At 60.0% G+C, this 24,554-nt stretch carries 24 protein-coding genes; 15 read left to right on the top strand and 9 right to left on the bottom strand.

Features of this window, described 5'->3' with window-relative positions:
• The first annotated feature begins 55 nt into the window (after nt 1-55).
• The 3 genes from lolB (at nt 56) to prs (ending at nt 2,664) form a co-directional block, all read left to right on the top strand.
• Entirely contained in the window at nt 56-679 is a 624-nt protein-coding gene (gene lolB / locus J0F90_RS09975; RefSeq protein ID WP_004941069.1) for a lipoprotein insertase outer membrane protein LolB, read from the top strand.
• Complete coding sequence (gene ispE, locus J0F90_RS09970; RefSeq protein WP_033640629.1) at nt 676-1,542, top strand: 4-(cytidine 5'-diphospho)-2-C-methyl-D-erythritol kinase; 867 nt, start codon at nt 676-678, stop codon at nt 1,540-1,542. Before lolB ends, ispE begins: the two co-directional genes overlap by 4 nt.
• A gap of 174 nt (nt 1,543-1,716) precedes the next feature.
• Nucleotides 1,717-2,664, top strand: a complete 948-nt coding sequence (gene prs / locus J0F90_RS09965) for a ribose-phosphate diphosphokinase (RefSeq protein WP_004941061.1) — start codon at nt 1,717-1,719, stop codon at nt 2,662-2,664.
• A gap of 185 nt (nt 2,665-2,849) precedes the next feature.
• On the opposite strand, the gene ychH is transcribed toward prs, so the two are convergent.
• Nucleotides 2,850-3,128, bottom strand: coding sequence for a stress-induced protein YchH (gene ychH / locus J0F90_RS09960; protein ID WP_004941056.1), 279 nt, complete (start codon nt 3,126-3,128; stop codon nt 2,850-2,852).
• 301 nt (nt 3,129-3,429) lie between these two features.
• On the opposite strand from ychH, the gene pth reads away from it, so the two are divergent.
• Nucleotides 3,430-4,020 carry an aminoacyl-tRNA hydrolase gene (pth, locus tag J0F90_RS09955; protein ID WP_028128042.1) on the top strand — a complete coding sequence of 197 codons (591 nt, stop codon included), beginning with the start codon at nt 3,430-3,432 and terminating at the stop codon, nt 4,018-4,020.
• Nucleotides 4,021-4,057: 37 nt separating this feature from the next.
• Here the strand turns inward: pth and J0F90_RS09950 are convergent, their stop codons facing one another.
• A complete protein-coding gene (locus J0F90_RS09950) occupies nt 4,058-5,587 on the bottom strand; it encodes a SulP family inorganic anion transporter (RefSeq protein ID WP_033640631.1) in 1,530 nt (509 codons plus the stop codon).
• 334 nt (nt 5,588-5,921) lie between these two features.
• Here J0F90_RS09950 and ychF point away from each other — a divergent pair, with 334 nt between their 5' ends.
• From ychF to J0F90_RS09930, 4 genes are all read left to right on the top strand, one after another.
• A complete protein-coding gene (gene ychF / locus J0F90_RS09945; protein ID WP_004941048.1) occupies nt 5,922-7,013 on the top strand; it encodes a redox-regulated ATPase YchF in 1,092 nt (363 codons plus the stop codon).
• A 296-nt stretch (nt 7,014-7,309) separates the two neighbouring features.
• A complete protein-coding gene (locus J0F90_RS09940) occupies nt 7,310-7,894 on the top strand; it encodes a TetR/AcrR family transcriptional regulator (protein WP_033640633.1) in 585 nt (194 codons plus the stop codon).
• Between the two features lie 917 nt (nt 7,895-8,811).
• Nucleotides 8,812-9,978, top strand: coding sequence for an efflux RND transporter periplasmic adaptor subunit (locus J0F90_RS09935; RefSeq protein WP_227944611.1), 1,167 nt, complete (start codon nt 8,812-8,814; stop codon nt 9,976-9,978).
• Between the two features lie 10 nt (nt 9,979-9,988).
• Entirely contained in the window at nt 9,989-13,315 is a 3,327-nt protein-coding gene (locus J0F90_RS09930) for an efflux RND transporter permease subunit (protein WP_033640636.1), read from the top strand.
• Between the two features lie 53 nt (nt 13,316-13,368).
• Here J0F90_RS09930 and J0F90_RS09925 read toward each other — a convergent pair whose 3' ends face one another.
• Complete coding sequence (locus J0F90_RS09925; RefSeq protein ID WP_033640637.1) at nt 13,369-13,701, bottom strand: tautomerase family protein; 333 nt, start codon at nt 13,699-13,701, stop codon at nt 13,369-13,371.
• A 119-nt stretch (nt 13,702-13,820) separates the two neighbouring features.
• Here J0F90_RS09925 and J0F90_RS09920 point away from each other — a divergent pair, with 119 nt between their 5' ends.
• Nucleotides 13,821-14,039 (top strand): hypothetical protein, encoded by a 219-nt coding sequence (locus J0F90_RS09920; protein ID WP_227944612.1) that lies wholly within the window; start codon nt 13,821-13,823, stop codon nt 14,037-14,039.
• A gap of 7 nt (nt 14,040-14,046) precedes the next feature.
• Here the strand turns inward: J0F90_RS09920 and J0F90_RS09915 are convergent, their stop codons facing one another.
• Entirely contained in the window at nt 14,047-14,487 is a 441-nt protein-coding gene (locus tag J0F90_RS09915; protein ID WP_016928112.1) for a helix-turn-helix transcriptional regulator, read from the bottom strand.
• A 618-nt stretch (nt 14,488-15,105) separates the two neighbouring features.
• Between J0F90_RS09915 and J0F90_RS09910 the strand changes: the two genes are divergently transcribed.
• The 6 genes from J0F90_RS09910 to J0F90_RS09885 are packed head-to-tail and all read left to right on the top strand — an operon-like array spanning nt 15,106 to nt 22,030.
• Nucleotides 15,106-15,639, top strand: coding sequence for a fimbrial protein (locus J0F90_RS09910; protein WP_033640638.1), 534 nt, complete (start codon nt 15,106-15,108; stop codon nt 15,637-15,639).
• A 59-nt stretch (nt 15,640-15,698) separates the two neighbouring features.
• Entirely contained in the window at nt 15,699-16,451 is a 753-nt protein-coding gene (locus J0F90_RS09905) for a fimbrial biogenesis chaperone (RefSeq protein WP_227944613.1), read from the top strand.
• A 20-nt stretch (nt 16,452-16,471) separates the two neighbouring features.
• Nucleotides 16,472-19,003: a fimbria/pilus outer membrane usher protein gene (locus tag J0F90_RS09900; RefSeq protein ID WP_033640642.1), complete on the top strand. Its 2,532-nt coding sequence runs from the start codon at nt 16,472-16,474 to the stop codon at nt 19,001-19,003.
• Between the two features lie 27 nt (nt 19,004-19,030).
• Nucleotides 19,031-20,371 carry a fimbrial protein gene (locus tag J0F90_RS09895; RefSeq protein WP_016928116.1) on the top strand — a complete coding sequence of 447 codons (1,341 nt, stop codon included), beginning with the start codon at nt 19,031-19,033 and terminating at the stop codon, nt 20,369-20,371.
• Entirely contained in the window at nt 20,368-21,120 is a 753-nt protein-coding gene (locus J0F90_RS09890) for a fimbrial biogenesis chaperone (RefSeq protein ID WP_227944614.1), read from the top strand. The genes J0F90_RS09895 and J0F90_RS09890 overlap by 4 nt, the downstream gene beginning before the upstream one ends.
• A 43-nt stretch (nt 21,121-21,163) precedes the next feature.
• The gene (locus J0F90_RS09885; RefSeq protein ID WP_033640644.1) at nt 21,164-22,030 is read left to right on the top strand and encodes a hypothetical protein; all 867 of its coding nucleotides are present in this window, start codon (nt 21,164-21,166) and stop codon (nt 22,028-22,030) included.
• A gap of 5 nt (nt 22,031-22,035) precedes the next feature.
• On the opposite strand, the gene J0F90_RS09880 is transcribed toward J0F90_RS09885, so the two are convergent.
• From J0F90_RS09880 to J0F90_RS09860, 5 genes are all read right to left on the bottom strand, one after another.
• Entirely contained in the window at nt 22,036-22,629 is a 594-nt protein-coding gene (locus J0F90_RS09880; protein WP_033640645.1) for an ATP-dependent Clp protease proteolytic subunit, read from the bottom strand.
• Between the two features lie 45 nt (nt 22,630-22,674).
• The gene (locus J0F90_RS09875; protein ID WP_033640647.1) at nt 22,675-23,004 is read right to left on the bottom strand and encodes an SRPBCC family protein; all 330 of its coding nucleotides are present in this window, start codon (nt 23,002-23,004) and stop codon (nt 22,675-22,677) included.
• Nucleotides 23,001-23,315, bottom strand: a complete 315-nt coding sequence (locus J0F90_RS09870) for an ArsR/SmtB family transcription factor (protein WP_016928121.1) — start codon at nt 23,313-23,315, stop codon at nt 23,001-23,003. Before J0F90_RS09870 ends, J0F90_RS09875 begins: the two co-directional genes overlap by 4 nt.
• Before the next feature lie 110 nt (nt 23,316-23,425).
• A complete protein-coding gene (locus J0F90_RS09865; protein WP_015377548.1) occupies nt 23,426-23,851 on the bottom strand; it encodes a universal stress protein in 426 nt (141 codons plus the stop codon).
• A gap of 147 nt (nt 23,852-23,998) precedes the next feature.
• Complete coding sequence (locus J0F90_RS09860; RefSeq protein ID WP_016928122.1) at nt 23,999-24,517, bottom strand: hypothetical protein; 519 nt, start codon at nt 24,515-24,517, stop codon at nt 23,999-24,001.
• Between the last annotated feature and the right edge of the window lie 37 nt (nt 24,518-24,554).

Raw genomic sequence — 24,554 nt, 5'->3', positions numbered from 1 at the left:
CTGAATCCGGGTTTCGTCGCGCATGCCCGCAAGGACAAAAGGACAAGAAAAAGTTATGCCAATACGCAAAGTTAGTTTGCTCCGTCTGATCCCGCTGGCCAGCCTGGTGCTGGCCGCCTGTACCACCACCAAGCCGACCGGCCCGGCCACCAGCCCGACCTCACCGCAGTGGCGCGCCCATGAGCAGGCGGTGCAGCAGCTTAGCACCTATCAGACCCGCGGCTCTTTCGCCTACTTGTCTGATCAGAAAAAAGTCTATGCCCGCTTCTTCTGGCAACAGTTTTCGCCGGAGCGCTACCGCCTGCTGCTGACTAACCCGCTGGGCAGCACGGAAATGGATCTCAACGTACAGAAAAACGTGGTGCAGCTGACCGACAACCAGGGCAAACGCTACGTCAGCGACAACCCGGAAGAGATGATCCGCAAGCTGACCGGCATGGCGATCCCGCTGAACAACCTGCGCCAGTGGATGGTCGGCCTGCCGGGCGAAGCCAGCGATTTTGCGCTGGATGACCAATATCGACTGAGCAAACTGACCTACCAGCAAGGCGGCCAGACCTGGAAAGTGGATTACCAGAGCTACAGCACCGAGGTGCAGCCGACGCTGCCGAACCGTCTGGAGCTGCAGCAGGGCGACCAGCGCATCAAGCTGAAAATGGATAACTGGACGCTCAAATGATCCGCCAGTGGCCCTCCCCCGCGAAACTCAACCTGTTTCTGTACATCACCGGCCGTCGTGAAGACGGCTATCACCTGCTGCAAACGCTGTTCCAGTTTTTGGACTACGGCGACACCCTGACCATTGACCCGCGCCAGGACGATCGCATTAACCTGCTGACGCCGGTCGAGGGCGTGCCGGACGAGCAGAACCTGATCGTGCGCGCCGCCCGCCTGCTGCAGCGCTATTGTGATGAACAGGGTCTGCAGACCGCGCCGCGCGGCGCCGACATCAGCATCGACAAGCGCCTGCCGATGGGCGGCGGTTTGGGCGGCGGCTCCTCCAACGCCGCCACCGTGCTGGTGGCGCTGAACGAACTGTGGCGCTGCGGTCTTGGCGACGACCAACTGGCTGCATTGGGGCTTAGCCTCGGCGCCGACGTGCCGGTGTTCGTGCGCGGCCACGCCGCCTTCGCCGAAGGCATCGGCGAGCGTCTGCAGCCGGCCGAGCCGCAGGAAAAATGGTATCTGGTGGCGCATCCCGGCGTCGGCATCCCGACGCCGGTTATCTTCGGCGACCCCGAATTAAAAAGAAACACCCCGGTTCGCTCCTTAAGTGAGCTGTTGCAGGCGCCGTACGCAAATGATTGCGAACCGATCGCAAGAAAACGTTTTCGCGAGGTTGAACAGCTTCTTTCATGGCTGTTAGAATACGCCCCGTCACGCCTGACTGGCACAGGTGCTTGTGTGTTTGCTGAATTCGACACAGAAATCGCCGCCCGTCAGGTGTTAAATCAAGCCCCGGAGTGGTTGTGTGGTTTTGTAGCGCGCGGCGTTAACGTCTCCCCACTACATCGCATTCGTTCCGGGCGGTTTGAGTCGTAGCTCAACGTTTCGCTGCGCAGGGTCATGCACACCTGGCCCTGTTATCCCTGCGCTGCCTGCGGTCTCAATTTTAGTTTTACATACCCGTATGTATATTGCGCCGGCGTCGCCGACTGCCCCTTGGCGATGTCGCATGACAATATCTTCTCTGGACGCAAGCCTGAGGTTCTTCTCGTGCCTGATATGAAGCTTTTTGCTGGTAACGCCACCCCGGAACTAGCACAACGTATTGCCAACCGTTTGTACACCAGCCTTGGTGACGCCGCTGTAGGTCGTTTTAGCGACGGCGAAGTGAGCGTGCAAATCAACGAAAATGTACGCGGCGGTGATATTTTCATCATCCAGTCCACCTGTGCCCCGACCAACGACAACCTGATGGAACTGGTTGTGATGGTCGACGCCCTACGTCGCGCCTCCGCAGGTCGTATTACCGCCGTTATCCCTTACTTCGGCTATGCCCGCCAGGATCGCCGCGTGCGTTCCGCGCGTGTGCCAATCACCGCCAAGGTTGTCGCCGATTTCCTCTCCAGCGTAGGGGTTGACCGCGTTCTGACGGTGGATCTGCATGCTGAGCAGATTCAAGGCTTCTTCGACGTACCGGTAGACAACGTGTTCGGCAGCCCGATCCTGCTGGAAGACATGCTGCAGCAGAACCTGGAAAACCCGATCGTGGTTTCCCCGGACATCGGCGGCGTCGTGCGCGCCCGCGCCATCGCCAAACTGCTGAACGACACCGATATGGCCATCATCGACAAACGCCGCCCGCGCGCGAACGTTTCTCAGGTGATGCACATCATCGGTGACGTGGCAGGCCGCGACTGCGTGCTGGTCGACGACATGATCGACACCGGCGGCACCTTGTGTAAAGCGGCTGAAGCGTTGAAAGAACGCGGTGCCAAGCGCGTATTCGCCTACGCGACGCACCCGATCTTCTCCGGCAACGCCGTGGACAACATCAAGAACTCGGTGATTGATGAAGTGATCGTCTGCGACACCATTCCGCTGTCGCCGGAAATCAAGGCACTGAAAAACGTTCGCACTCTGACCCTGTCCGGCATGCTGGCTGAAGCCATCCGCCGCATCAGCAACGAAGAGTCGATCTCTGCGATGTTCGAGCATTGATCCGTCATCTTTCCGGTGCGGCGCCCACTGCGCCGGAAAGATAGCGCGCTCGACAGCAGAAAAAGAAAAACCCGTTGGTGCGTGAGCAACAACGGGTTTTCTACTCGTAGTCCGACATGACCTCAAACCTTAATGCACGGCAGATGTTCCCTTGCCCTGCTCTTGCTTCCCTTCTGCTTTTTTAATCAATGCGACGAACGATGTTGATCGTTGCGGCACCGTTTATCAAAGTGTTTTACCCACCAGTAGCGATCCGCCACCTGCTCGCGGCCGCCGATACGCGCGCCCACCAGCCACAACAGCGCGCCGACGAAGATGCTCATGATGGCGCCGTGGGCGAAAAACTGCGGCAGATTGAACTGGGATACTTCAGCAATAATGGAGTATCCGACACCGCCGATCATCACGACCAGCCCCAGCCCCATAAAAAAGTTGCCCACTCTGTCCGCGCTTCTACGTTTCATATGCCACCTCCATGATTGCCATGTGCCAACCGGGATAACGCTGCAACTTGTTAACCCACTTTGATAAGTTAAGTATAGTCCCTGTTGCGGCAAGGGGATTGCGGAGGCGATCACAAATGGTAAAGAATTATTGACACTTCTTAACACGGCGATGAAAATTAGCGGACAAATTGAATTATTCAGCTAATGAATCACTCGCCTTTCTTACCTAAGGTGACGGCAGAGATCGGGTTTTGTCATTCACCGCCCCGACAGGTAGACTAAGGCCCTTTCCATTACCCTGATCATAGCGAATCTCCCAGTGAGCAGTATTAAATTGATAGTCGGCCTCGCCAACCCGGGCGCGGAATACGCCCAGACACGCCACAACGCCGGCGCCTGGTACGTCGATCTGCTGGCCCAGCGCCACAATCAGCAGTTAAAAGAAGAGAGCAAGTTCTTCGGCTACACCGCCCGTTTGAACCTGGCGGGCAACGACGTGCGCCTGCTGGTGCCGACCACCTTCATGAACCTGAGCGGCAAAGCGGTGTTGGCGATGGCCAATTTCTACCGCATCGAACCCAACGAGATCCTGGTGGCGCACGACGAGCTGGATCTGCCGCCCGGCGTGGCCAAAATCAAGCTCGGCGGCGGCAACGGCGGCCACAACGGCCTGAAAGACATCCAGAACAAGTTCGGCAACAACCCGAACTTCTACCGCCTGCGCATCGGCATCGGCCATCCGGGCGACAAGAACAAGGTGGTGGGCTTCGTGCTCGGCAAGCCGCCGGCCGGCGAGCAGAAGATGATCGATGAAGCGATCGACGAATCGCTGCGCTGCACCGAGATGCTGATGAAGGACGGGCTGGAAAAAACTGTTCAGCGCCTGCACAGCTTCAAGGCGCAGGCCTGAACCTTGCCGCAGCGGGCGCCCTGCCCGCTGCCTGCTTTTAGCCGCGCGGGTTGAAGGTCTCCTCGCCCACGCGGCGATCGTCGGCGGTGAATCCCTCTTCCGCCACATAATACTGCGGATCGTCCAGTTCATGGCTGCAAAACGGCCCGGCGCGCTTGAGCAGGCGCACGCAGTCACCGCTCAGGTGGCGCAGACGAATGCTTTTCCCCGCCGCCAGATAGCGCGCCGTCAGCTTATCGATCGCCTCTACGCCGCTGGAATCCATCACCCGGGTGCCGGCAAAATCCAGCACCACGCTCTGCGGATCGCTCTGCGGGTCGAACAGCTCGGCGAAAGCCGCAGCAGAGCCGAAGAACAGCGGGCCATCGAGCTGATACACCGCCACCTCGCCCGTTACCTGCCGCTGACGCACGCGGATGCGCGCCTGCTGCCAGGCGAACACCAGCGCCGAAATAATCACCCCGCTGATCACCGCCACCGCCAGATCGGTAAAGATGGTGATCAGCGTGACGGCGACCATCACCAGCGCGTCCGCCTTCGGCATGCGGCGCAAGCGACGCAGCGAGCTCCACTCGAAGGTGTTGTAACACACCACCAGCATCACCCCGGCCAGCGCCGCCACCGGCAGCAGGCCGATATAGCGCGACAGGCTGACCACGAACAGGATCAGCAGGATGGCGCCTACCGTGCCGGAGATGCGCCCGCGACCGCCCGAGGTGAAGTTGATGATCGACTGGCCGATCATCGCGCAGCCGGCGAAGCAGCCGAACAGGCCGCATACCGCGTTACCGGCGCCCTGCGCGATACTCTCGCGGTTGCCGTTGCCCTTCTTGCCGCCCATTTCATCCAGCACCGTCATGGTCAGCAGCGATTCAATCAAACCGACCAGGGCGATCACCACCGCATAGGGCAGCACCACCCGCACCATCTCCAGGGTAAACGGCGCCGTCGGCAGGCTAAAGTGCGGCAGCGCGCCGGAAATGTCCGCCAGATCGCCCACGCGCAGCGTGTGCAGGCTGAGGCCGATCGCCAACGCCGAGACCACCAGCAGCGCCGCCAGCGAAGACGGGATGGCTTTAGTCAGGCGCGGGAACAGCACCACCACCGCAATCGCCAGCGCCACCAGGCCGTACATCAGCGGGCCCTGCCCGGCGATCATCTTCAGCTGCGCCAGCATGATGACGATCGCCAGACCGTTGACGAAGCCGTGGATCGCCGGCAGCGGCACCAGCCGAATGAACTTGCCCAACCGGAAGGCGCCGATCAGAATTTGGATCCCCCCGGCAAACAGCGTGGCCCACAGCACGTAACCCATGCCGTACTGCGCCGCCAGACTCATCAGCACCACCACAATGGAGCCGGCGGCGCCGGAAACCATGCCCGGCTTGCCGCCGAACAGCGCCGTGACCAGGCCGATAATAAACGCGGTATGCAAACCGACGATCGGCGAAAGACCGGCGACCAGCGAAAAGCCGACCGCCTCGGGGATCATCGAAACCGCCACCACAAAGCCCGCCAGGACTTCATTTTTAACGTCCGCGATCCTGACGTTACTCAGGTTAAACATGCATTATTCACTTATGACAGATGACATCATCTCCCCGCGTAGCGGGTATGGGGTACCGCAAGGCGCGGCAGAGTGCAGGCGGGCACAGCTCAGGGTGGCGTAGGCAAGAAATACATCCGGCGCGTTTCCTGTCGGTTAATCGGAACGGCCAGTATGGGTAAATGTGATCCAAATCTCAATCAAAAACCGGTCACCCGCGCTGCGCTCCCCCCCGCCAAGCAAGTCTGATCGAGATAAACGCCCATTACGTGTATAATGGCGGCATTATTTTGCCCTTTATGCAGTCGGTTAAACCTAACCAGCTGATAGTTAAGATATTTAAGGTGATTACAACATGGGATTCAAATGCGGTATCGTCGGCCTGCCTAACGTAGGCAAATCCACCCTGTTCAACGCGTTGACCAAAGCGGGCATTGAAGCAGCCAACTTCCCGTTCTGCACCATTGAACCGAACACCGGTGTGGTGCCGATGCCCGATCCGCGTCTGGATAAGCTGGCCGAGATCGTCAAGCCGCAGCGCATTCTGCCGACCACCATGGAATTCGTCGACATCGCCGGCCTGGTGAAAGGCGCGTCCAAGGGTGAAGGCCTGGGCAACCAGTTCCTGACCAACATCCGCGAAACCGAAGCCATCGGCCACGTGGTGCGCTGCTTCGAGAACGACAACATCATCCACGTCAACAACAAGGTCGATCCGGCCGAAGACATCGACGTCATCAACACCGAGCTGGCGCTGTCTGACCTGGACACCTGCGAACGCGCCATCCACCGCGTGCAGAAGAAAGCCAAAGGCGGCGACAAAGACGCCAAGGCCGAGCTGGCGGCGCTGGAGAAATGCCTGCCGCACCTGGAAAACGCAGGCATGCTGCGCGCGCTGGATCTGACCGCGGAAGACAAGGCGGCGATCAAATACCTGAGCTTCCTGACGCTGAAGCCGACCATGTACATCGCCAACGTCAACGAAGACGGCTTCGAGAACAACCCGTACCTGGACACCGTGCGTAAAATCGCCGACGCCGAAGGCTCCGTGGTGGTCGCCGTGTGCGCCGCCGTGGAATCCGACATTGCCGAGCTGGAAGACGAAGAGCGCGACGAATTCATGGCCGAGCTGGGTCTGGAAGAGCCGGGCCTGAACCGCGTGATCCGCGCCGGTTACGAGCTGCTGAACCTGCAGACCTACTTCACCGCCGGCGTGAAAGAAGTGCGCGCCTGGACCATCCCGGTCGGCGCCACCGCTCCGCAGGCGGCCGGCAAGATCCACACCGACTTCGAGAAAGGCTTTATCCGCGCGCAAACCATCGCCTTTGACGACTTCATCACCTACAAGGGTGAGCAAGGCGCCAAAGAAGCCGGCAAAATGCGCTCCGAAGGTAAAGACTACATCGTCAAAGACGGCGACGTGATGAACTTCTTGTTCAACGTCTAACCCCTTCCCCGCAGCGTTTCTCTCCGCTGCCGGAAACGGAAAAATCCACGCTTCGGCGTGGATTTTTTGTTTCTCGGTTCTGTGTTTTGACGGTCTGGACACAGAGCATCACGGTCTCATGTTTCCCACAGAACGATCTCGCCGTACGTTTCATTGCGCCCGTCATGACGGCATTATCCGCATCACAGCACGAAAAACGGCTCTCGTGTTGATCCCTTGTCCTACAGGAAAAAGCTTGTCATCTTCCCTTGTGTCTTTATAATGAGTGTTTACTCACTTATTAAAGGAGCCTCACCGTGGCCCGTCCCCGCAGTGAAGAAAAGCAGCAGGCGCTCTTGCAGGCCGCCACCGACATTTTTGCCGAACAAGGATTAGCGGCGCCCACATCGGCCATCGCCAGGAAAGCCGGCGTCTCGGAAGGCACGCTGTTCCGCTACTTTGAAAATAAGGACGTACTGCTGAGCGCAGTCTGCGACTACCTGCTTGATGAAATGGAGCGCCTGCTGACGCAAAGCTTGCAGGGCGTTTTGCCGGGTAAAGATCAAATGCAGCTCGCCTGGGATGCCTACATTGATTGGGCGCTCGCCAATCCCGCCGCGTATGCGACAGGGAACAAATTGATGGTCTCCGGCAAGTTATCCCCTGCACAGAGGGAAAGAAGCGTACGGTTCGGTGATATTTCCCAGCTGGGTATTCCATTGGTTCAAGGGCTGGATTTACCGCAGTCGAGCGAGTTTCAGGGCATGATCTGCACGGTAATGGCCAATGGCGTTATCGATATGGCCGTTCAAAAACCGCACCTGTTGGATATTTACAAACGCGCAGGTTATGAAGCCATGATGCGAGCCATTGAGCTTCCTGGCGCTCATACAGCCATCTAGCTTCTTTTTTTAATCATATAATGAGTGCGTACTCACGCATTAAAAAAGACACGACAATCATGCCACCCGTTTCAAAACTAAAAATGCTGCGAACACGGCCCTATCCAAGGCTCCGCCGACTCATATTCGTTTCTCTTATTCTCAGCGTGTCTTTGATCCTCTGCGCTTGCGCAACCGCACCTGCATCAGACCGTTTGTCAGGAACCCAGCATGTTCCAACAAAATGGCGGGCCTCCCTGCCTGACTCGGCACACGTGCCTGTGTGGAATGCATGGCCCTCCGCCCGAAATGAATCAGGCGCCCGGCGCTTGCGCGCTCCGGCTGGCAAGCCCAGTCACGAGGAGAATGAGCGCGGAGCAAAAACGCCGGTTGCGCGTGCAAATTTGGAGTGCGTTCAGGCGTTATGGAATGACGCTCGCAAACTGGTTGCGGCAGAGGCTGCGGCCCTCTATTACGCATCACGCACCTGCCGGCGACAACACGCGTTCTCTCTCCAAAGCGCGCCATTGCCTGAATCCCCCGAACGGGCGAGACAAACGCCCCCGCGTCGAACGTCCTCCCCTCTGCGTGGGGACGTCGCCGAGCGCGGCAAGACCGCTGCCGATGGAAACGGGAGCAACCGCCACACCACCAGGAATTCCGTTTCCTTGATGTTGGATTTATCGCGCGTGGATACCGAACCCGGCGAAAGCGCAGCGGATTGGCGGGCTGAACCGCATGAGCATCATAACCGCGTGCGATCGACCGTGCGGAAGTGGATACGGCGTTTGTTCACTTCGTCAGAGCGAACAGTGCTTCAACGCCAGGCTGAACCGCAGCAGAACAGCACCGGATTCGTTTGAAATTCAATACAGAACAATACATCGCCGCGCCGTTGGCGACTGGTCCGACAAATAATTACCTTATGGGTTCTCCCGATGACACAACTGATAGCTCAAAACACGCGCCCCCGCTTTTGGTCTTTACAGACACTTCGTACAACCGCGCTGATGATGCCGATTGCCGCCGCCTTATCGGCCTGCGATGCGCCGGCGGACAAGGTTGCCCCACCGGCAGATAAACCGACGCTGACCGTGGCCCTGACGACGCCGGCAAGACAATCCCTTTCCCGCACCATCACGGCCAATGGTTCGATTGCGGCCTGGCAAGAGGCGATCATCAGCCCGGAGGCTAATGGACTGCGCGTGCAAAAACTGTTGGTGCAGGAAGGGGATGTGGTGCGCCAGGGCCAACCTCTGGCGGAATTTACACGCGATTCCGTGATGAATGACTGGCTGCTGGCGAAAGCCGATCTCAACGAAGCGAAAGCGGTCGCGTTGAATGCGCAAGCGGATGGAAAACGAGCGCGGTTGTTGCGCGGTGTCGGCAGCCTGAGCGAACAGGATATCCAAAAGCTGTTAACCCAGGAAAAGACGGCGCAGGCGCGTCTGGAATCGGCGAAAGCGCGGATGGCGGCCCAGCAGTTGCGACTAGACCAGACGATATTGCGCGCCCCCGATGACGGCATCATTTCCGCGCGATCGGCCGCGGTCGGTTCAGTTCCTATGCAAAGCACCGAAATGTTCCGCCTGATCCGCCAGGGAAAATTTGAATGGCGAGCGGAATTGTCGGCGCAGCAGCTGGAACAAATCCAACCGGGGCAAAAAGCGCAGATCGCTTCACCTGGCGGTAACACCTGGGAAGGCATCGTGCGCCTGGCGGCACCGACGGTCAATTCGACCTCGCGCCGCGGAATTGCCTATGTGGACATCCTCCCATCAACCGCGAAGAATGCCTCGCCGATTCGGCCCGGCACGTATGCCAGCGGTACGATTACGGTAGGCGATCGGCAAGGGCTGACCGTGCCGCAATCCGCCGTCGTGGCGCGCGACGGTTTTCACCTGGTGTTCACCGTAGATGACGAGCTGCATGCACATCCGCTTAAAGTCGCGGTAGGCCGTCTGGTGAATGACCAGCAGGAGATCCTGTCCGGTCTTCAAGGCGCGGAACGCATCGTCGCCAGCGGCGGCGTGTTCCTCAATGAGGGCGATAAAGTCCAGTTGGCCAACACGGCCGAGGCTTCCAACTCATCGGATCCGCGCTAAGAGGCCCATTATGAATATCTCAACCTGGTCCATTCGCAACCCTATTCCGTCCATCTTGCTCTTTGTCATCTTGAGCGTTGCCGGCTTTTATTCTTTCAAATTGATGAAGATCCAGAGCTTCCCGGACATGGATGTGCCCACGGTCACCGTATCCGCTTCGCTTCCGGGCGCTGCGCCGCCCCAGCTCGAAACGGAGGTGGCGCGCAAGCTGGAGGACACCGTCTCTTCGGTACAGGGTTTGAAGAACCTGCGCACCACGATCCAGGATGGACTGGTCGATATCTCAGCGGAGTTTCGTCTGGAAAAACCCGTTCAGGAAGCGGTGGATGAAGTCCGCTCAGCCGTGCAAAGCATTCGCACCGAATTGCCGACGGATTTGCGTGATCCTATCGTTCGCAAGCTCAACATCACGGGCAAACCTGTCCTGGCCTTTTCCATCAGCGCCAGCAAGATGGATGAGAATGAGCTGTCCTGGTTCGTGGACAATACCCTGTCGCGGCGTCTGAGAGGCGTCGCCGGCGTAGGGTCGGTCACCCGTGTGGGCGGCGTGAACCGCGAGATCCAAGTCGAACTCGATCCGGTCAAACTGGAGGCGATTGGCGCCACCGCCGCCGAGGTTTCCCGCCAGTTGCGCGATGTACAGATGGACGCGACGGGCGGGCGAGTCGATCTGGGGCGGGGAAAACAGCCGCTGCGTTTGGTCGCCCGCGTCAAGAACGTGGATGAATTAGCCGCAGTCGAACTGTCGTTGCCCGGCGGGCAACGTTTTCGCCTGGACGACGTGGCGACGCTGAAAGACACCATTGCGGAACGCAGTTCACTTGCGCTCCTCAACGGCCAGAAGGTGGTTGGCTTTGAGATCACGCGCGCCAAAGGCGCCGGTGAAGTCGAGGTCGGCGACAAGGTTGAAAAAGTTCTGGCGCAATTGCGTGCGGAGCGGCCTGATTTGCACGTCACGCAGGTCTTCGACTTTGTCCGGCCTGTGCAGGAGGAGTTCGACGCCTCCATGCACATGATTTATGAAGGCGCCATTCTCGCCATCCTGGTGGTCTTCATGTTTCTGCGCGATATCCGAGCGACGTTGATCTCGGCGGCGGCGTTGCCCCTGTCGATTTTACCGGCCTTCATCGGTATGGACATGATGGGCTTCTCGCTCAGTATCGTCACGCTGCTGGCGCTATCGCTGGTGATTGGCCTGTTGGTGGATGATGCCATCGTCGAAGTGGAGAACATCGAACGCCACATCGGCATGGGCAAACCGCCGTACCAGGCCGCGATGGATGCCGCATCGGAAATCGGCCTGGCCGTCGTCGCCACGACATTTGCCTTGATCGCCGTTTTCCTGCCGACGGCCTTCATGTCCGGCGTTGCCGGAAGATTCTTCACGCAGTTTGGATGGACGGCGGCGCTGGCGGTGTTTGCCTCGCTGGTTGTGGCGCGCTTGCTGACGCCGATGATGGCCGCCTACCTGATGAAGCCGCATACGCGCCCTCAGCGCGATCCTTTCTGGATGGCGCTCTACCTGCGCGCCTGTCGGTGGACGCTGCGGCACCGCGGGCTCACCCTGGCGCTGGCCGGCGGGTTCTTTATCGGCTCTCTGATGCTTATCCCTCTGCTGCCCCAGGGCTTTTTCCCTGCAGATGACAACTCCCAGACGCAGGTGACGTTGGAACTGCCGCCGGGGAGCACGCTGGAACAAACCCAGGCAGTGGCCGAACGCGCTCGGCATCGCCTGGCCCCCATCCCGCATATCCGCAACATCTATACCACCATCGGTGGCGGCGCAACGGGCGGCGATGTCATGGCTTCCGACGGAAAAACCGATGTTCGCATGGCAACGCTGACGGTGTTGTTGGATGCGCGTAACGAGCGCCCGAAGAAACAGGTCATCGAAGGCGAGATACGCACGGCGATGGCAGCGCTTCCGGGCGTGCGCAGCAAGGTGGGGTTTGGCGGCTCAGGTGAAAAATACCAATTGGTGCTGGCCGGCGATGATCCTCAGCTGCTGGCAAAGGCGGCCGATGCCGTATTAAGTGACCTGCGGCAGATCCCCGGCCTCGGCAATATTACCTCCAGCGCCGGGCTGGCGCGCAGCGAAGTCCTCTTGCAGCCCAATTTCGCCAAAGCGGCCGATCTGGGGGTATCGGGCGTCGCGATTGCCGATACCTTGCGTATCGCAACCGTGGGTGACTACGATCAGTTTCTGTCAAAATTCAACGTGGAGCAGCGCCAGATCCCGATCGTCGTCAAGCTGTCAAAGGACATCCGTGAAGATATGGGGGTACTTGAACGTTTGACCGTACCAGGCGCCAGAGGCCCGGTGCTGCTCAATCAGATCGTCAATATCGAGCAAGGCAGTGGGCCGGCGCAGATTAATCGCATCAATCGCACACGCAGCGTGACCCTTGACGTGGAACTGTCGGGCACCCAGCTCGGGGATCTGGCCGCTCAGGTGGCGAAGCTGCCGTCAATCCAGAATCTGCCGACCGGCGTGCACCAGGTTGTGCAGGGTGATGACGAAATGATGAAGGAGCTGTTTTCCGGTTTCGGTACGGCAATGGTCGCCGGCATCCTGGCCATCTATATCGTGCTGGTTCTGCTGTTCAAAGACTTCTTCCAACCGATCACCATTCTGGCCGCGCTCCCGCTGTCATTGGGCGGCGCATTCGTTGGGTTACTGCTGGCGGGCCAGTCTTTCTCGATGTCATCCCTGATCGGGTTAATCATGTTGATGGGGATTGCGACCAAAAACTCGATCCTGCTGGTCGATTATGCGATCGAGTCACGGCGCGGCCATTACGGCCCGAATGGCGAAGTGCTCAATAAACCCATGAGCCGGACAGAGGCGCTGATTGATGCCTGCCACAAACGTTCCCGCCCCGTCATCATGACGACGTTAGCGATGGGGGCGGGCATGTTGCCCGTGGCTCTGGGTTTCGGCAGTGCCGATCCCAGCTTCCGCAGCCCGATGGCGGTGGCCGTCATCGGAGGATTGATCACCTCCACCGTGCTGAGCCTGCTGGTTATCCCTGTCGTTTATACCCTGATTGACGATCTCGAAAACTGGCTGCGCAAGTTGCCCAGCCTACTGGCACGCAGCAAGAACCTGAGCGGGAGGAAAAAAGCCGGGTTTGCCATGCTTACCGTGGTTTTGCTGTATTGGCTGGCATTTCCTGTCATTCCGTTCCTCGACATTCCCTACAAGATTGTCGTTGTCTCTACGCTTGTCGTGGTCGGTGAAACCTTGTTTGTCATTGCCATCGCCCTGCTGGGCAAAGAGTATTGGGGCCAGATCAAACACTGGCTGCGGCAGAAGGTCTTTAAGCGAAAAGGCTAAGCGCTGATGACGGTTCGCGGTGGCGAATAGCGTTTTGCCGCCGCCGCGCCCCATCAACTTCCCTCCCACGCCGAGGGCCGATTCTCGCTGCGCCACCTCTCCCCCGCCGAAGGCCCCGGCGCCGGCGGTTTCAATTCGTCAATGGTCCACAGCGAGAACGGCGTTTCGTCGGCGTGCAGTTCCCGACACAGCCCGCGGGCGGCGACGTCGGGTTGCAGGATGCGGGTGCAGGCCGCCAGGAATTGCTGCTGCTCCGCGTCGTTGTCCATGGCGCGGGCGATATGATCGATGGTCACCCGCACGAAGTCATCGGCCGGCTCGCCGCCGAGATAGGCCGACCCTGGCGGCAGCGCGTGAAAAAACACGTTGACGTAAAAACGCGGCAAGAAGTCCTGATACAGGGCGGAGACCTTCTGTGCGATCGCGCGTTTAGCGGCAATACCCGACGCGCCCCGATCGCTGCGAGTATCTGCCGACGGAGAAGGGAAAGGATCTCGGGTTGCTGGTGATGGCGATGATTCAGATTGGCGACAAATGGAATCTGTCCGAGCTGGCCGGGCCGCCGCTGCGCGTAGTTGACCGCGCGACCGGCCACCCCGCTACCTTGCCCGTGGTAGATGCCGTGACCGGCGCATCGCTGCCGCCGCAAAACCTGGCGCTGGCGGCCGGGCCCGGCGCCGATGAGATCACGCGATGGCGGCTGGCCGTCGGCCAGGCCCGTTAACGGCGCGCTACAACAGCGCAATCATCTTCAGCAGTTCCACCCGATTACGGATGCCGAACTTCTTGCCGGCATTGTTGAGGTGCGAATAAACGGTTTTCGGGTGCAAATTCAGCCGCCGCGCGGTCTGGCGGATATCTTCGGTGCGGGCGGTTTCACACAGCACCGCCGCCTCGCCAGGCGTGATCGCCGCCGCCCGATGCCGGTTCACCACGCGCCGTTCGCCCGCCGCTTCACGGCGGACTAGCGCCGCGCAGGTTTCCCGCACCACCTGCAGCGCTTCCCGTTTGTGCAAAATCGCATCCGGCCGCGCCGCCGCGATAAATGCCAGGATCAGCGGCGAAGTCTTATCGACGAAGAACAGTATCCGGACGTCTTTATATTCAGCGCGGCAAAGGTCAACAAACCTCAAATAGGCTTCGAACCGATAGATTTCATGGGGAAAATCCATGATAATTAAATCAGGCGCCGGGCTTATATTTTTAACGATGTTAATATTAGGCGCAGATAAGGTTATCACCCCACCGCCCAATAATGTTTTCATACCTAACCGGCACAACGACGAACCGTCGATATAAATCACTCTCACTTTAATTCTCCTTATCAGCATGAAAACATGCTTCCACACCTTAGGCAGCTTGTCGCTGTTCTTTTTTGGGGTAATTCGTTTGCAAAGCACACCGATATAAAACATCTTGATAACATGTTTTTCAAATAATCACGCAACAGTCAGCACGTTGATTAATACGCAAAAAAGGCATGAATGTTTCAAATTATTTCATAATTAAAAACTGACAACCCAATAAAAACGCAACACAATGATATAGATCTATTTTCCATTTTGTATGATATAAGGGAAAATGAAAATAAATGTAACAACCCACACCATCACCTTATTACCATGTGGAAAACACCTATAGGGAAAATTCTTAGTTTGTTAGGATGAAAATCCATGTTTGCCGACGCGTTAAAAAAACAATTGCGCAACATGATTAATCAACAAACGCACGTCAGTAATTTATTACTGTCAGGAAAGCTTTTCTCTAAAGTTAATTAAAGGGCATTTCACATGAATGTTAAATTAGTCGCATTATCCATGCTGGCTCTCTCCGGCGCCTGTGCGGCCGCCTCATCCAATACCGTGCAATTCAAAGGCGAAGTCAGCACGCAAACCTGTTCGGTGAATATTAACGGCAACCAATCCAACCCGGTCGTGTTGCTGCCGACCGTCGCCGCCAGCAAACTCGCCGCCAAAGGCGCCACCGCCGGCGACACCACCTTTACCGTTAACGTGACGGGCTGCGCCGCGGCGACCAGCGATACGGCGATCAAAACCGTGCTGGCGGGCAACAACCCGACCACCAACGGCAACCTGGGCAACGCGGGCGATGCGGCCAAGGTGTCCATTCAACTGCTGGACAGCGACGCCACCACGCCGCTGTCATTCGCCAGCGGTTCGACCGTCACCACCTCCGCGATGACGCTGGCGAAGGACGCCACCTCCACCTCACAGAATCTGGTGGCCCGCTACTACGCGGAAGACACCGGCGTGGCGGCCGGTTCGGTGATCGCCACCGCCCAGTTCGCCATTAGCTACAAATAAGCCGGCGTCAGGCGCCATACCTGTTGATGCCAGCGCCGTTCCTTAGCGGGCGGCGCTGAATGACTCGCTCCCTTTATCGGTTCACGTTTATGCCGCAGATAACCCGCTCCGCCCGCCGATGGGCCGCCCTGTCGCTTTGCCTGATGAGTTTTGCCGCCACCCACGCCTTGGCCAGCGTAACGCTGCTCGGCAACCGCGTGATCTACCCCGCCGAGGCGCGGGAAAAAACGCTGCAGTTCACCAATGACGACGGCGCCCCGGCGCTGATGCAGATCTGGCTCGACATCAATAACCCGCAGTCCACGCCGGAAAACGCCGATGCGCCCTTTGTCGCCTCGCCGCAAATCTTCCGCATGGCCCCGCACAGCGGGCAAATGGTGCGGCTGTCGTTCGTCGGCCAGCCGCTGGCGCGCGATCGCGAATCGCTGTTCTACCTCAACTTCCTGCAGGTGCCCGCCGTGCGTCAGACGGACAGCGACAAGAACAAACTGCTGCTGGTGGTCACCAATCGGCTGAAGGTGTTCTATCGCCCCGCCGGGCTGGCCGGCGACGCCAACCACGTCATCGATCGGCTCAGCCTGCGCCAGGTCGGCAACGCGCTGCGCATCGACAACCCGACCGGCTACTACGCCAACGTCAGCCAGGCCGCGATCCTGAGCGGCGCGAAACGCACCGTGATCCCGCAGGCGGATCTGATCCCGCCGTTTTCGCAGGCCAGCTGGCCGGTGAACGGGGAGGTGCGGCAGGTCGCGCTGCGCGTCATCAATGACTATGGGGTGGAAATCACGCGCACCCTGAACGTCGCGCGCTGAAACCAGACAGGGAGGTTTTCATGTTCGATGTCCGCAAGGCGACGCCGCTGCCCGCGCGCTGGTGCTGCGCGCTGCTGGCGCTGCCGCTGGGCTGCGCCGCCGCCGACGGCTATACCTTCGATCCCGCGCTGCTGCGCGGCAGCGTGCTGAGCAACAGCGCCCTGAGCCAGTTCAACCAACAGGACGCCGTCGCCCCCGGCAGCTATCAGATCGATCTGTACCTCAACGGCCAGTTTCTCGAACGCGACCAAATTCGCTTCGTGCGCGCAGACAAGCAGGTGCTGCCCTGTTTCGATCGGCCGCAGCTGACACGCTTCGGGCTGAAGAATCCGCCGGCGGCCGAGGCGGAATGCCTGCTGCCCGGCCGGGATCTCAAAGACATCGCGGTGAATGCCGATATCTCGCGGCTACGGCTGGATCTGAGCATTCCGCAGGCGCTGTTGAACGGCCAGCCGCGCGGCAGCGTCAACCCCGCCAGCCTGGACAGCGGCGAATCGATGGCCTTCGTCAATTACAACCTCAACCAGTACCACGTCAGCTACCGGCAGGGGCAAACCCGCGACCTCGATTCGACCTACGCCAACCTGAACGGCGGGTTCAACCTCGGGCTATGGCGCTACCGTCAGCAGTCCAGCTACCGCTACGATCGGGAGTTCGGCGGTCACCTGGACACCAGCCGCCGCTACGTGCAGCGCGCAATCCTGCCCTGGCGCAGCGAAATGCTGTTGGGCGAAGGCTTTACCGACGGGCACTTCTTCTCTGGCCTGGGCTTTCGCGGCATTCAGCTCAGTTCGGACGATCGCATGCTGCCGGATTCACAGCGCGGCTATGCGCCGGTGGTGCGCGGCGTGGCGAAAAGCAACGCGCGCGTGACGGTGCTGCAGGGCAAAAGCACGCTGTACGAAACCACCGTTGCGCCGGGGCCGTTCGCCATCAACGATCTGTACGCCACCAACTACGCCGGCGATCTGACCGTAGTGGTGACCGAAGCCGACGGCAGCGTCAGCACCTTCACCGTGCCGTTCGCCGCAGTGCCGGAATCCATCCGCCCCGGCCAGTCTCGCTACTCCGCCATTGTCGGCCGTTCCCGCTACGTCGGCGACAACGATCTGTTCAGCGAAGTGACCTGGCAGCACGGCCTGACCAACGCCCTGACCTTCAACCTCGGCAACCAGCTGGCGGACGGCTATCAGGCGATGATGCTGGGCGGCGTGTACAGCAACGAACTGGGCGCCTTCGGCATGGACACAACCTATTCCCACGCCAGCCTGCCGGACGGCGGCGCCTCAGGCTGGATGCTGCATCTCTCTTACAGCCGAACCTTCAGCCCGACGGACACCACCTTATCCATCGCCGGCTACCGCCACTCCACCGAAGGTTTCCGCGATCTCAGCGACGTGCTCGGCGTGCGGCGCGCCGCCGTCACCGGCCAACGCTGGCAGTCCGACTCCTACCGCCAGCGTTCGCGTTTCGAGGTGGCCGTCAATCAGGGCATGGGCGCGTTCGGCAGCCTGACGATGTCCGGCTCGACCCAGGACTACCGCGATCAGCGCGGCCGCGATAATCAGCTCCAGTTGGGCTGGGGGAAAACCTTCGGCAACGGCGTGGCGCTTAACCTCTCCGTCACCCGCACCCGCAGCCTGGGCTACAGCAACGGCGACTACCGCGGCTACGGGCCGCTGGACAACGTCTACAGCGCGCCGTTGGCGCAGAACACGCAGACCGTCACCGCCCTGTCGCTGAGCTTCCCGCTCGGGCGTTCGTCATCCGCCCCCAGCGTCTCGCTGCTGGCCAACCACAGCCAGGGTCAGGGCGGCAACTATCAGGCTGCGCTGTCGGGCAGCGTCGGTGACGAGCAGCCAGTCAGCTACGGCCTGAACTTCACCACCGACGACGATCGCCAACAAAGCATCTGGGGCGGCAACCTGCAAACCCGCCTGCCCTACGCCAACGTCACCGGCTCGTTCTCCACCGCGCGCCAATATCGACAAGGCTCACTGTCGCTGCAGGGCGCGGTGGTGGCGCACCGCGGCGGCGTGACATTAGGGCCGTATGTCGGTGACACCTTCGCCCTGATCGAGGCGCCCGGCGCCAGCGGCGCGCAGGTGATGGACGGCCAGGGCGCGCGTGTCGATCGCTTCGGCTATGCGCTGGCGCCGGCGCTGGTGCCCTATCACTACAACACCGTCGCGCTGAACCCCGAGGGTATGAATGACAAAGCGGAACTGGAAGACGGCCAGCGGCGCGTGGCGCCGTACGCTGGCGCCACGGTGCGCCTGCGCTTCAACACCGTGCGCGGCCAGGCGCTGCTGATCACCGCGCAGCGGCCCGATAACGCGCCGATCCCGATGGGCGCCACCGTATTGGACAAAGCGGGCAACAGCGTGGGCATGGTCGGCCAGGCCAATCAGGTGTATCTGCGCAGCGACCGGAATGCCGGTGTGCTGACGCTGAACTGGGGCGACGCGCCCGGTCAGCAGTGCACGCTGCATTACCGCCTGCCCGTCGCGGAAGACAGCCCGATGCAACGGCTCAGCGCCCCGTGCCGCTAGCCCGTTTAACTTATCTCAGGAGAGACGATGAAACGCATTTCTTATCTGGTCGCCGCCCCGGCGCTGTTCGCCCTGTCGCTGTTCGGCGCGCCCGCGGCGCTGGCGCAATGCACGCGGGTCGCCCCCTGGATCGACTCCGGCTGCGATCCTTGCGGGGTGGGCACGGCGCTGGGTCGGGTCAACCTGACCAGCACCTATCTGCAGCCCGTCGGCACGCCGCTCGGCACCAGCGTGTTCGATCTGACCTCCGGCACCCGCTATCCCGATCCCAATAAGGTGCTGTATGAATGCGATGCCGGCGATGTCGGGCAAATTTATGAAGTCTTCGCCACCAACGGCGACGATCGCGTCGGCGGCTATTACGATCTGGGCGCCAGGGACGGCAACCCCAACTATTACGCCACCTACTTCCCTTACGTCGGCATCCGTTTGACCCACCTGGATTCCGGCAAGGTTTTTACCCGTTACTGGCAGTCGGCGCCGATTACCCGCTACGCCACCGTCGGCAACAAAATCCAGATCCGGGTGAAAGACTTCAGCGCCATCCGCGCCGATCTGATCCGCATCAGCTCGCTGCCGGGCGCGGGCGCCAGCAACTACTGCGGCTACAGCGCCGGCAACCCGCTGGTGGGCATGGCGTCGACCACCGGCAATTCGAACTATACCTGCACGCAGCCGAACGGCTATGTCACCTTTCAGGGGCCCGGCATCGCCTCGGATCCTATCGGCAGCGATTCCGCCACCAACTACGCCACCTGGGGCACCGGGCGCTGGAATGCGATGGGCATGGGCACCGCACCGATCTCTTCGCTGACCTATACCGCCACCTGCGTGGCGCGCAACGTCACGCCGCTGGTGATCCTGCCGACCCTCTCCGTCAGCCAGTTGACCGCCGGGCAAACCTCACAGGCGCAGTTCACCCTCAATATCGAATGTGACAACGCCGCCGTGTCCGGCGTCAGCAGCAACAATACCGCCCTCGGCCTGCAGGTGCCGTATGAAAGCTATGTCGCGGCGCAGCGACTCGGGTTGGTCAGCGCCAACGGCGGCGTGAGTTACCTGCTCTCCAGCGGCTACGGCACCGACAGCAGCGTCGCTACCGGCGTGGGCATCGCGCTCGCCAACGCCGGCAACGGCGCGCCAATGAACTTTGTCGGCTGGGCGCGCTGCAGCGCCGGGCAATGCCCGCAGGGCAACGACGCCGGCTGGTATCCGGTGCTCAACGGCGCCAGCGGCGGCGGCAGCACCGCGGCGGGGTTTACCCACTACACCACCCAGCTCACCGCCACGCTCGCCCGGCTGCCTGGCCAAACCGTCACCGCCGGCAAGGTGGACGCCAGGGCCTACGTCTGGGTTAAGGTGCAATGATGAGAAAGAAATGCCTGATTATGGGATGCGCCCTGCTGCTGGCGCTGGCTTCCATCGGCGCGCAGGCGGGCATCATCGCCTCCGCCACGCGGGTGATCTTTCACGAGGGCGAGACGGAAAAAACCCTGATGCTGCTCAACACCAACGGCTATCCGATCGTGGCGCAAACCTGGATCGATAACGGTGACGTCAACGCCGCCCCCGAACTGTCCCGCGCGCCGTTTGTCACCCTGCCCAGCGTATTCGCCCTGCAGCCTTCGGCGCTGAAGGGGCTGCGGATCCTGTTTGCCGGCGCGAGCCTGCCCGCCGACAGGGAGTCGGTGTTCTGGCTTAACCTGTATGAGATCCCGCCCAGCCGGCCGGCCACGCCGCCGCTGGCGTCGCGCGTGACGCTGGCGATGAACACGCAGATGAAAATCTTCTACCGGCCCAGCGCGCTGAAGGGAAACGCCGACAACGCGGCCGAGGCCGTTTCGTTCACGCTGCAAAAATCACCGGGCGGCTATCTGCTGCGCTGTCACAACCGGTCGGCGTTTTATCTCTCGTTCGCGCGCATCGCCGTGCAAACCGACAGGCGCGATGCCCCGGTGCGGCAAGAAAGCGACATGATGACCGCGCCATTCAGCACGCGAGATTATCACCTGGACGACGTTGCAGCGTCGGAACTCCCCTCTCAGATCACCGTTCAGGCCACCCTCATCAACGACCAGGGCCAACAGATCGTCAAGTCATACACAGCAAACCCATAACGATAAAAAGCAGCACATTTTTTAAGTACAGGAAATAGGGAAAATGAGTCTAAGCAGATTCCAGCTACAGTTTCACCTGGAGAAACAGGCCAACATCATCAGGCAGTCACCGGCGTTTCACGCCGCCATCGTCAAACACGGGGAGTTATTGAAAGAGACCTACAAGAAACATCCGCTGTTTTACAAAATCATCTTCAGGAACAGCCGGTTCATCATTTGTTCCACCATCCTGTCCATTTATTACCACCAGCCCGCCGCCGGGCTGAAAGACATCAAAGCCTTTTTTAAAGGGAAAAATTTGATCAGCGAGAACTCCCTGGACTCCTTTCTGTTTTTCTTGCGGGTCGGGCGCCGGCTGGAGGTCAAACCCTGTGAGCATGACAAACGCCAGTTACGCTATAAGCCTACGCCGCACGCGCTGGCGGAAACCCAGGCGCTGATCGCCTCAATGGCGCGGCCTTATCAGGCGCTGGCGCCACAGATGCCCATCGCGGCGCTGCTGGCGGCGCCCGGCTTTCTGTCCACCTTTTTCGCCGCCTACGGACAACTGATGCTCAAGGAGATCTACCTGATCGATCTGGTGCAACAGTCAGGGCTGTTTATCAGCAAAGATGCCGGCCACATGGTGCTGTTGATGCTGTTTATCGAAAGCATCCGACAGGACTCCCCTTTTCTGCTGCTCTCCTCGGCCAAAATCGCCAAGTCCTGCTCCGTCTCACGCGCGCACGTGAACCGCATTCTGCAGGCGGCGGAAAAATCCGGTCTGCTGACCACCACCAATAATGTGGTGATCGAACTCAATAGTTCGTTCTTCATCATGGCGGAGCGCTATTTCAGTCTCTATTTCGCAATGGTCGAATTCGGACTTGAACGGGTTTGGCAAACGCAACAATCCGCCTCGCACTCCTGAGCCCTTTACCGCGCCCGCAATACCCTATCGATCAACCCCCAGGCCGCCGCTTCGTCGGCGGTCATGAAGCGATCGCGATCCAACACCCGCTCCACCTCTTCATAACTTAGGCCGCAATGTTGGGCATACAGCCGAATCACCCGGTCTTTGGTGCGCTTCATCTCTTCGGCGTGGATCAAGATGTCGGAGGCCTGCCCCTGAAAGCCGCCCAGCGGCTGGTGCACGTGCAGGCTGGCATTAGGCAGCGCCATGCGGTGCCCCGGTTCGCCGGCCATCAACAGGAACGACCCCATCGAACGCGCGGTGCCCATGCACAGCGTATGCACCGGCGCGCGGATATACTGCATGGTGTCGTAAATCGCCAGCCCGCTGGTGATCGCCCCGCCCGGCGAGTTGATGTACAGGTGGATCGGTTTTTCCGGGTTTTCCGCCTCCAGAAACAGCAACTGGGCACACAGCATTTCGGCCACGTCGTCGTTGACTTCGCCGTTAAGGAACACGATCCGATCGCGCAGCAGGCGCGAATAAATATCAAAGGAACGTTCTCCCCGGCTGGTCTGTTCCACCACCATCGGGACGAGCATCATCTTCTCACGCATCGGTGAACTCCTGGGTTGGCAACAAAGAGAAATGTGTTTAACGCGTCAGGCGGCGCGCATCACCGTCGGCGGGCCATCGTTGGCGGCGTCGAGCTGGTGGATAATCCGCAGCAGGCTGCCGCCGCCGGCGTCCGGCACGATCTGCAGGGTGACGACGCTTTCGAGAAACGGCGGTTGGTCGTCGCGCAGGCGATAGCTCACCGCCTCGCCCGGCGTGGCGGCCAACGGTTCAGCCTGCGCCAGATCCCCCGTCGGCAGCCATTGCTCGCGCAATTCGGGAACGCTGAGCGCCCGCCACACTTTTTCCGGCGGCGCCTCGAGCGCATACTCCAACACCAGCCGGTCGCGCGGCGGCCGCTCAGCCTGTTTGTTCATTGATCCATGTCCTTCAGCAAGGTTTGCAGCGCGTCGATGCGCGCCGGCCAGTAGGCGCGGTACTTCGCCAGCCACTGGGCGATCTGCGCCAGCCCTTCCGGGTCGACCTGGTAATTGACGCAGCGCCCCTGCTTCGTCTCGCGTACCAGTCCGGCGTTACGCAGCACCGCCAGGTGTTGTGACATCGCCGACTGGCTGATGGGCAGCCCTTCGCGCAACGCACTGGCGTTCATGCTGGCGACAGCGAGTTTGTCGAAGATGCGGCGGCGGGTCGGATCGGCCAACGCCTTGAAGATGTCATTTTCGTTCATATAAACACATTAGTATTCACTTATGTATTATGCAACCGAGCACGGCATTTTTTGCTGCAAAAGAGACTCCGCGCCGCAGCGCGGAGTGAATGGACGAGGCATGATCGCGCTTATGAACGGATCGGGATCACCAGCACGTCGATATTCAGTTGGTTGATGGCGTTGCGGGTAGAGGAAAACAGGTTGCTCCACAGATCGTGGTGATGGCCGAACACCAACAGATCGATGTTCTTGTCCACGACCGCCGTGCGCAGTTCGTCAACGAAGCCGCCGCGCCCGATAATCACTTCCGCGATCGGGTAATTGACGTTTTGCGTGGTGGGTTCCAGCTCTTTGCGGATCTTCTCTTCGAACGGCACGCCGTCATAGCTGCGTTCCGAAAAGCCGATCGCCGCGTGGTAGGTGTCGTAGTGGACGTCCACATAGATCAGCGAGAGTTTGGCCTGCAGCGCCTCCGCCAGCAACGCCCCCTTTTCGACCAGCCGTTTGCCGTCATCGCTCAGATCGGTGGCGATGACAATATGGTGGTAACACATAGCGCCTCCTGTCATGGACTCGGTTGAGCCGAGGCTCCGATATCACGCCGGGGTCATATCGTTATGATTAATTTTAGTTCAGAAATGGCGCTCATGGCGGGAGGTGATGCGGTGGGAAAGCCCCGTTGCCGGGGCTGAAGGCAGAAATTATTTCTCGCGCTGCGCCTCAAACCAGACGTTGCACAACGACAGGATCAGCGTGTTGGCGTCTTTCACCAGCACGTTATCGCCGGGCACCCCATCAGTGCCCTGATCGGTGATGCCTTTGATGACGGTATCCGCGTGCTGAATGGCCACACGCTCGACCGACGGCGTGCTGATGCCCAGCATCGGGAAATCGATATAGGAGCTGCTGCCGGCATTGTCCTCGACAAACTCCTGCGCTTCTACGGTGCTGACGGTCGCCCCTTCGCTTTTCAGCGCCGTGTCGTTCCAGCTGAACGCATCCGCCTTATAGCTGATTTTGCCGCCGATCAGGCTCTGCGCCTGTTGCTGATCCCAGCAGCCGGTGGTTTGAGTCGGCACAATTTTGCTGACGCGCCAGTTGCCCAGCAGTTGTTTAGGGATCGGCCCGGTATCGCTCTCCGCCGCCCGAACCTGAGTCGCCGAGACGCAGGCCAACACCACCAGCGGCAGCAGCGCCTTGCTCCAAGTGTTCAATCGCATTGTCTATTCCTTCGTTTCAGTACCCAGTCTGCCCTTA

This window comes from Serratia marcescens subsp. marcescens ATCC 13880 (assembly GCF_017299535.1).
GTDB classification, from domain to species: Bacteria; Pseudomonadota; Gammaproteobacteria; order Enterobacterales; family Enterobacteriaceae; genus Serratia; species Serratia marcescens.
The sequence above is the reverse complement of the archived record's forward strand: the minus strand, read 5'-3'. Positions and strand labels throughout refer to the sequence as shown.

Excerpts from the sequence above, each read along its gene's own strand:
- J0F90_RS09900 (WP_033640642.1), top strand. The coding sequence starts at position 16,472 with ATGTTCGATGTCCGCAAGGCGACGCCGCTGCCCGCGCGCTGGTGCTGC.
- J0F90_RS09880 (WP_033640645.1), bottom strand. The coding sequence starts at position 22,629 with ATGCGTGAGAAGATGATGCTCGTCCCGATGGTGGTGGAACAGACCAGC.
- J0F90_RS09870 (WP_016928121.1), bottom strand. The coding sequence starts at position 23,315 with ATGAACGAAAATGACATCTTCAAGGCGTTGGCCGATCCGACCCGCCGC.
- J0F90_RS09935 (WP_227944611.1), top strand. The coding sequence starts at position 8,812 with ATGACACAACTGATAGCTCAAAACACGCGCCCCCGCTTTTGGTCTTTA.
- ispE (WP_033640629.1), top strand. The coding sequence starts at position 676 with ATGATCCGCCAGTGGCCCTCCCCCGCGAAACTCAACCTGTTTCTGTAC.
- J0F90_RS09865 (WP_015377548.1), bottom strand. The coding sequence starts at position 23,851 with ATGTGTTACCACCATATTGTCATCGCCACCGATCTGAGCGATGACGGC.
- J0F90_RS09910 (WP_033640638.1), top strand. The coding sequence starts at position 15,106 with ATGAATGTTAAATTAGTCGCATTATCCATGCTGGCTCTCTCCGGCGCC.
- J0F90_RS09930 (WP_033640636.1), top strand. The coding sequence starts at position 9,989 with ATGAATATCTCAACCTGGTCCATTCGCAACCCTATTCCGTCCATCTTG.
- J0F90_RS09905 (WP_227944613.1), top strand. The coding sequence starts at position 15,699 with ATGACTCGCTCCCTTTATCGGTTCACGTTTATGCCGCAGATAACCCGC.
- ychH (WP_004941056.1), bottom strand. The coding sequence starts at position 3,128 with ATGAAACGTAGAAGCGCGGACAGAGTGGGCAACTTTTTTATGGGGCTG.
- J0F90_RS09895 (WP_016928116.1), top strand. The coding sequence starts at position 19,031 with ATGAAACGCATTTCTTATCTGGTCGCCGCCCCGGCGCTGTTCGCCCTG.
- J0F90_RS09950 (WP_033640631.1), bottom strand. The coding sequence starts at position 5,587 with ATGTTTAACCTGAGTAACGTCAGGATCGCGGACGTTAAAAATGAAGTC.
- J0F90_RS09860 (WP_016928122.1), bottom strand. The coding sequence starts at position 24,517 with ATGCGATTGAACACTTGGAGCAAGGCGCTGCTGCCGCTGGTGGTGTTG.
- J0F90_RS09875 (WP_033640647.1), bottom strand. The coding sequence starts at position 23,004 with ATGAACAAACAGGCTGAGCGGCCGCCGCGCGACCGGCTGGTGTTGGAG.
- ychF (WP_004941048.1), top strand. The coding sequence starts at position 5,922 with ATGGGATTCAAATGCGGTATCGTCGGCCTGCCTAACGTAGGCAAATCC.
- J0F90_RS09915 (WP_016928112.1), bottom strand. The coding sequence starts at position 14,487 with ATGGATTTTCCCCATGAAATCTATCGGTTCGAAGCCTATTTGAGGTTT.
- J0F90_RS09890 (WP_227944614.1), top strand. The coding sequence starts at position 20,368 with ATGATGAGAAAGAAATGCCTGATTATGGGATGCGCCCTGCTGCTGGCG.
- lolB (WP_004941069.1), top strand. The coding sequence starts at position 56 with ATGCCAATACGCAAAGTTAGTTTGCTCCGTCTGATCCCGCTGGCCAGC.
- J0F90_RS09885 (WP_033640644.1), top strand. The coding sequence starts at position 21,164 with ATGAGTCTAAGCAGATTCCAGCTACAGTTTCACCTGGAGAAACAGGCC.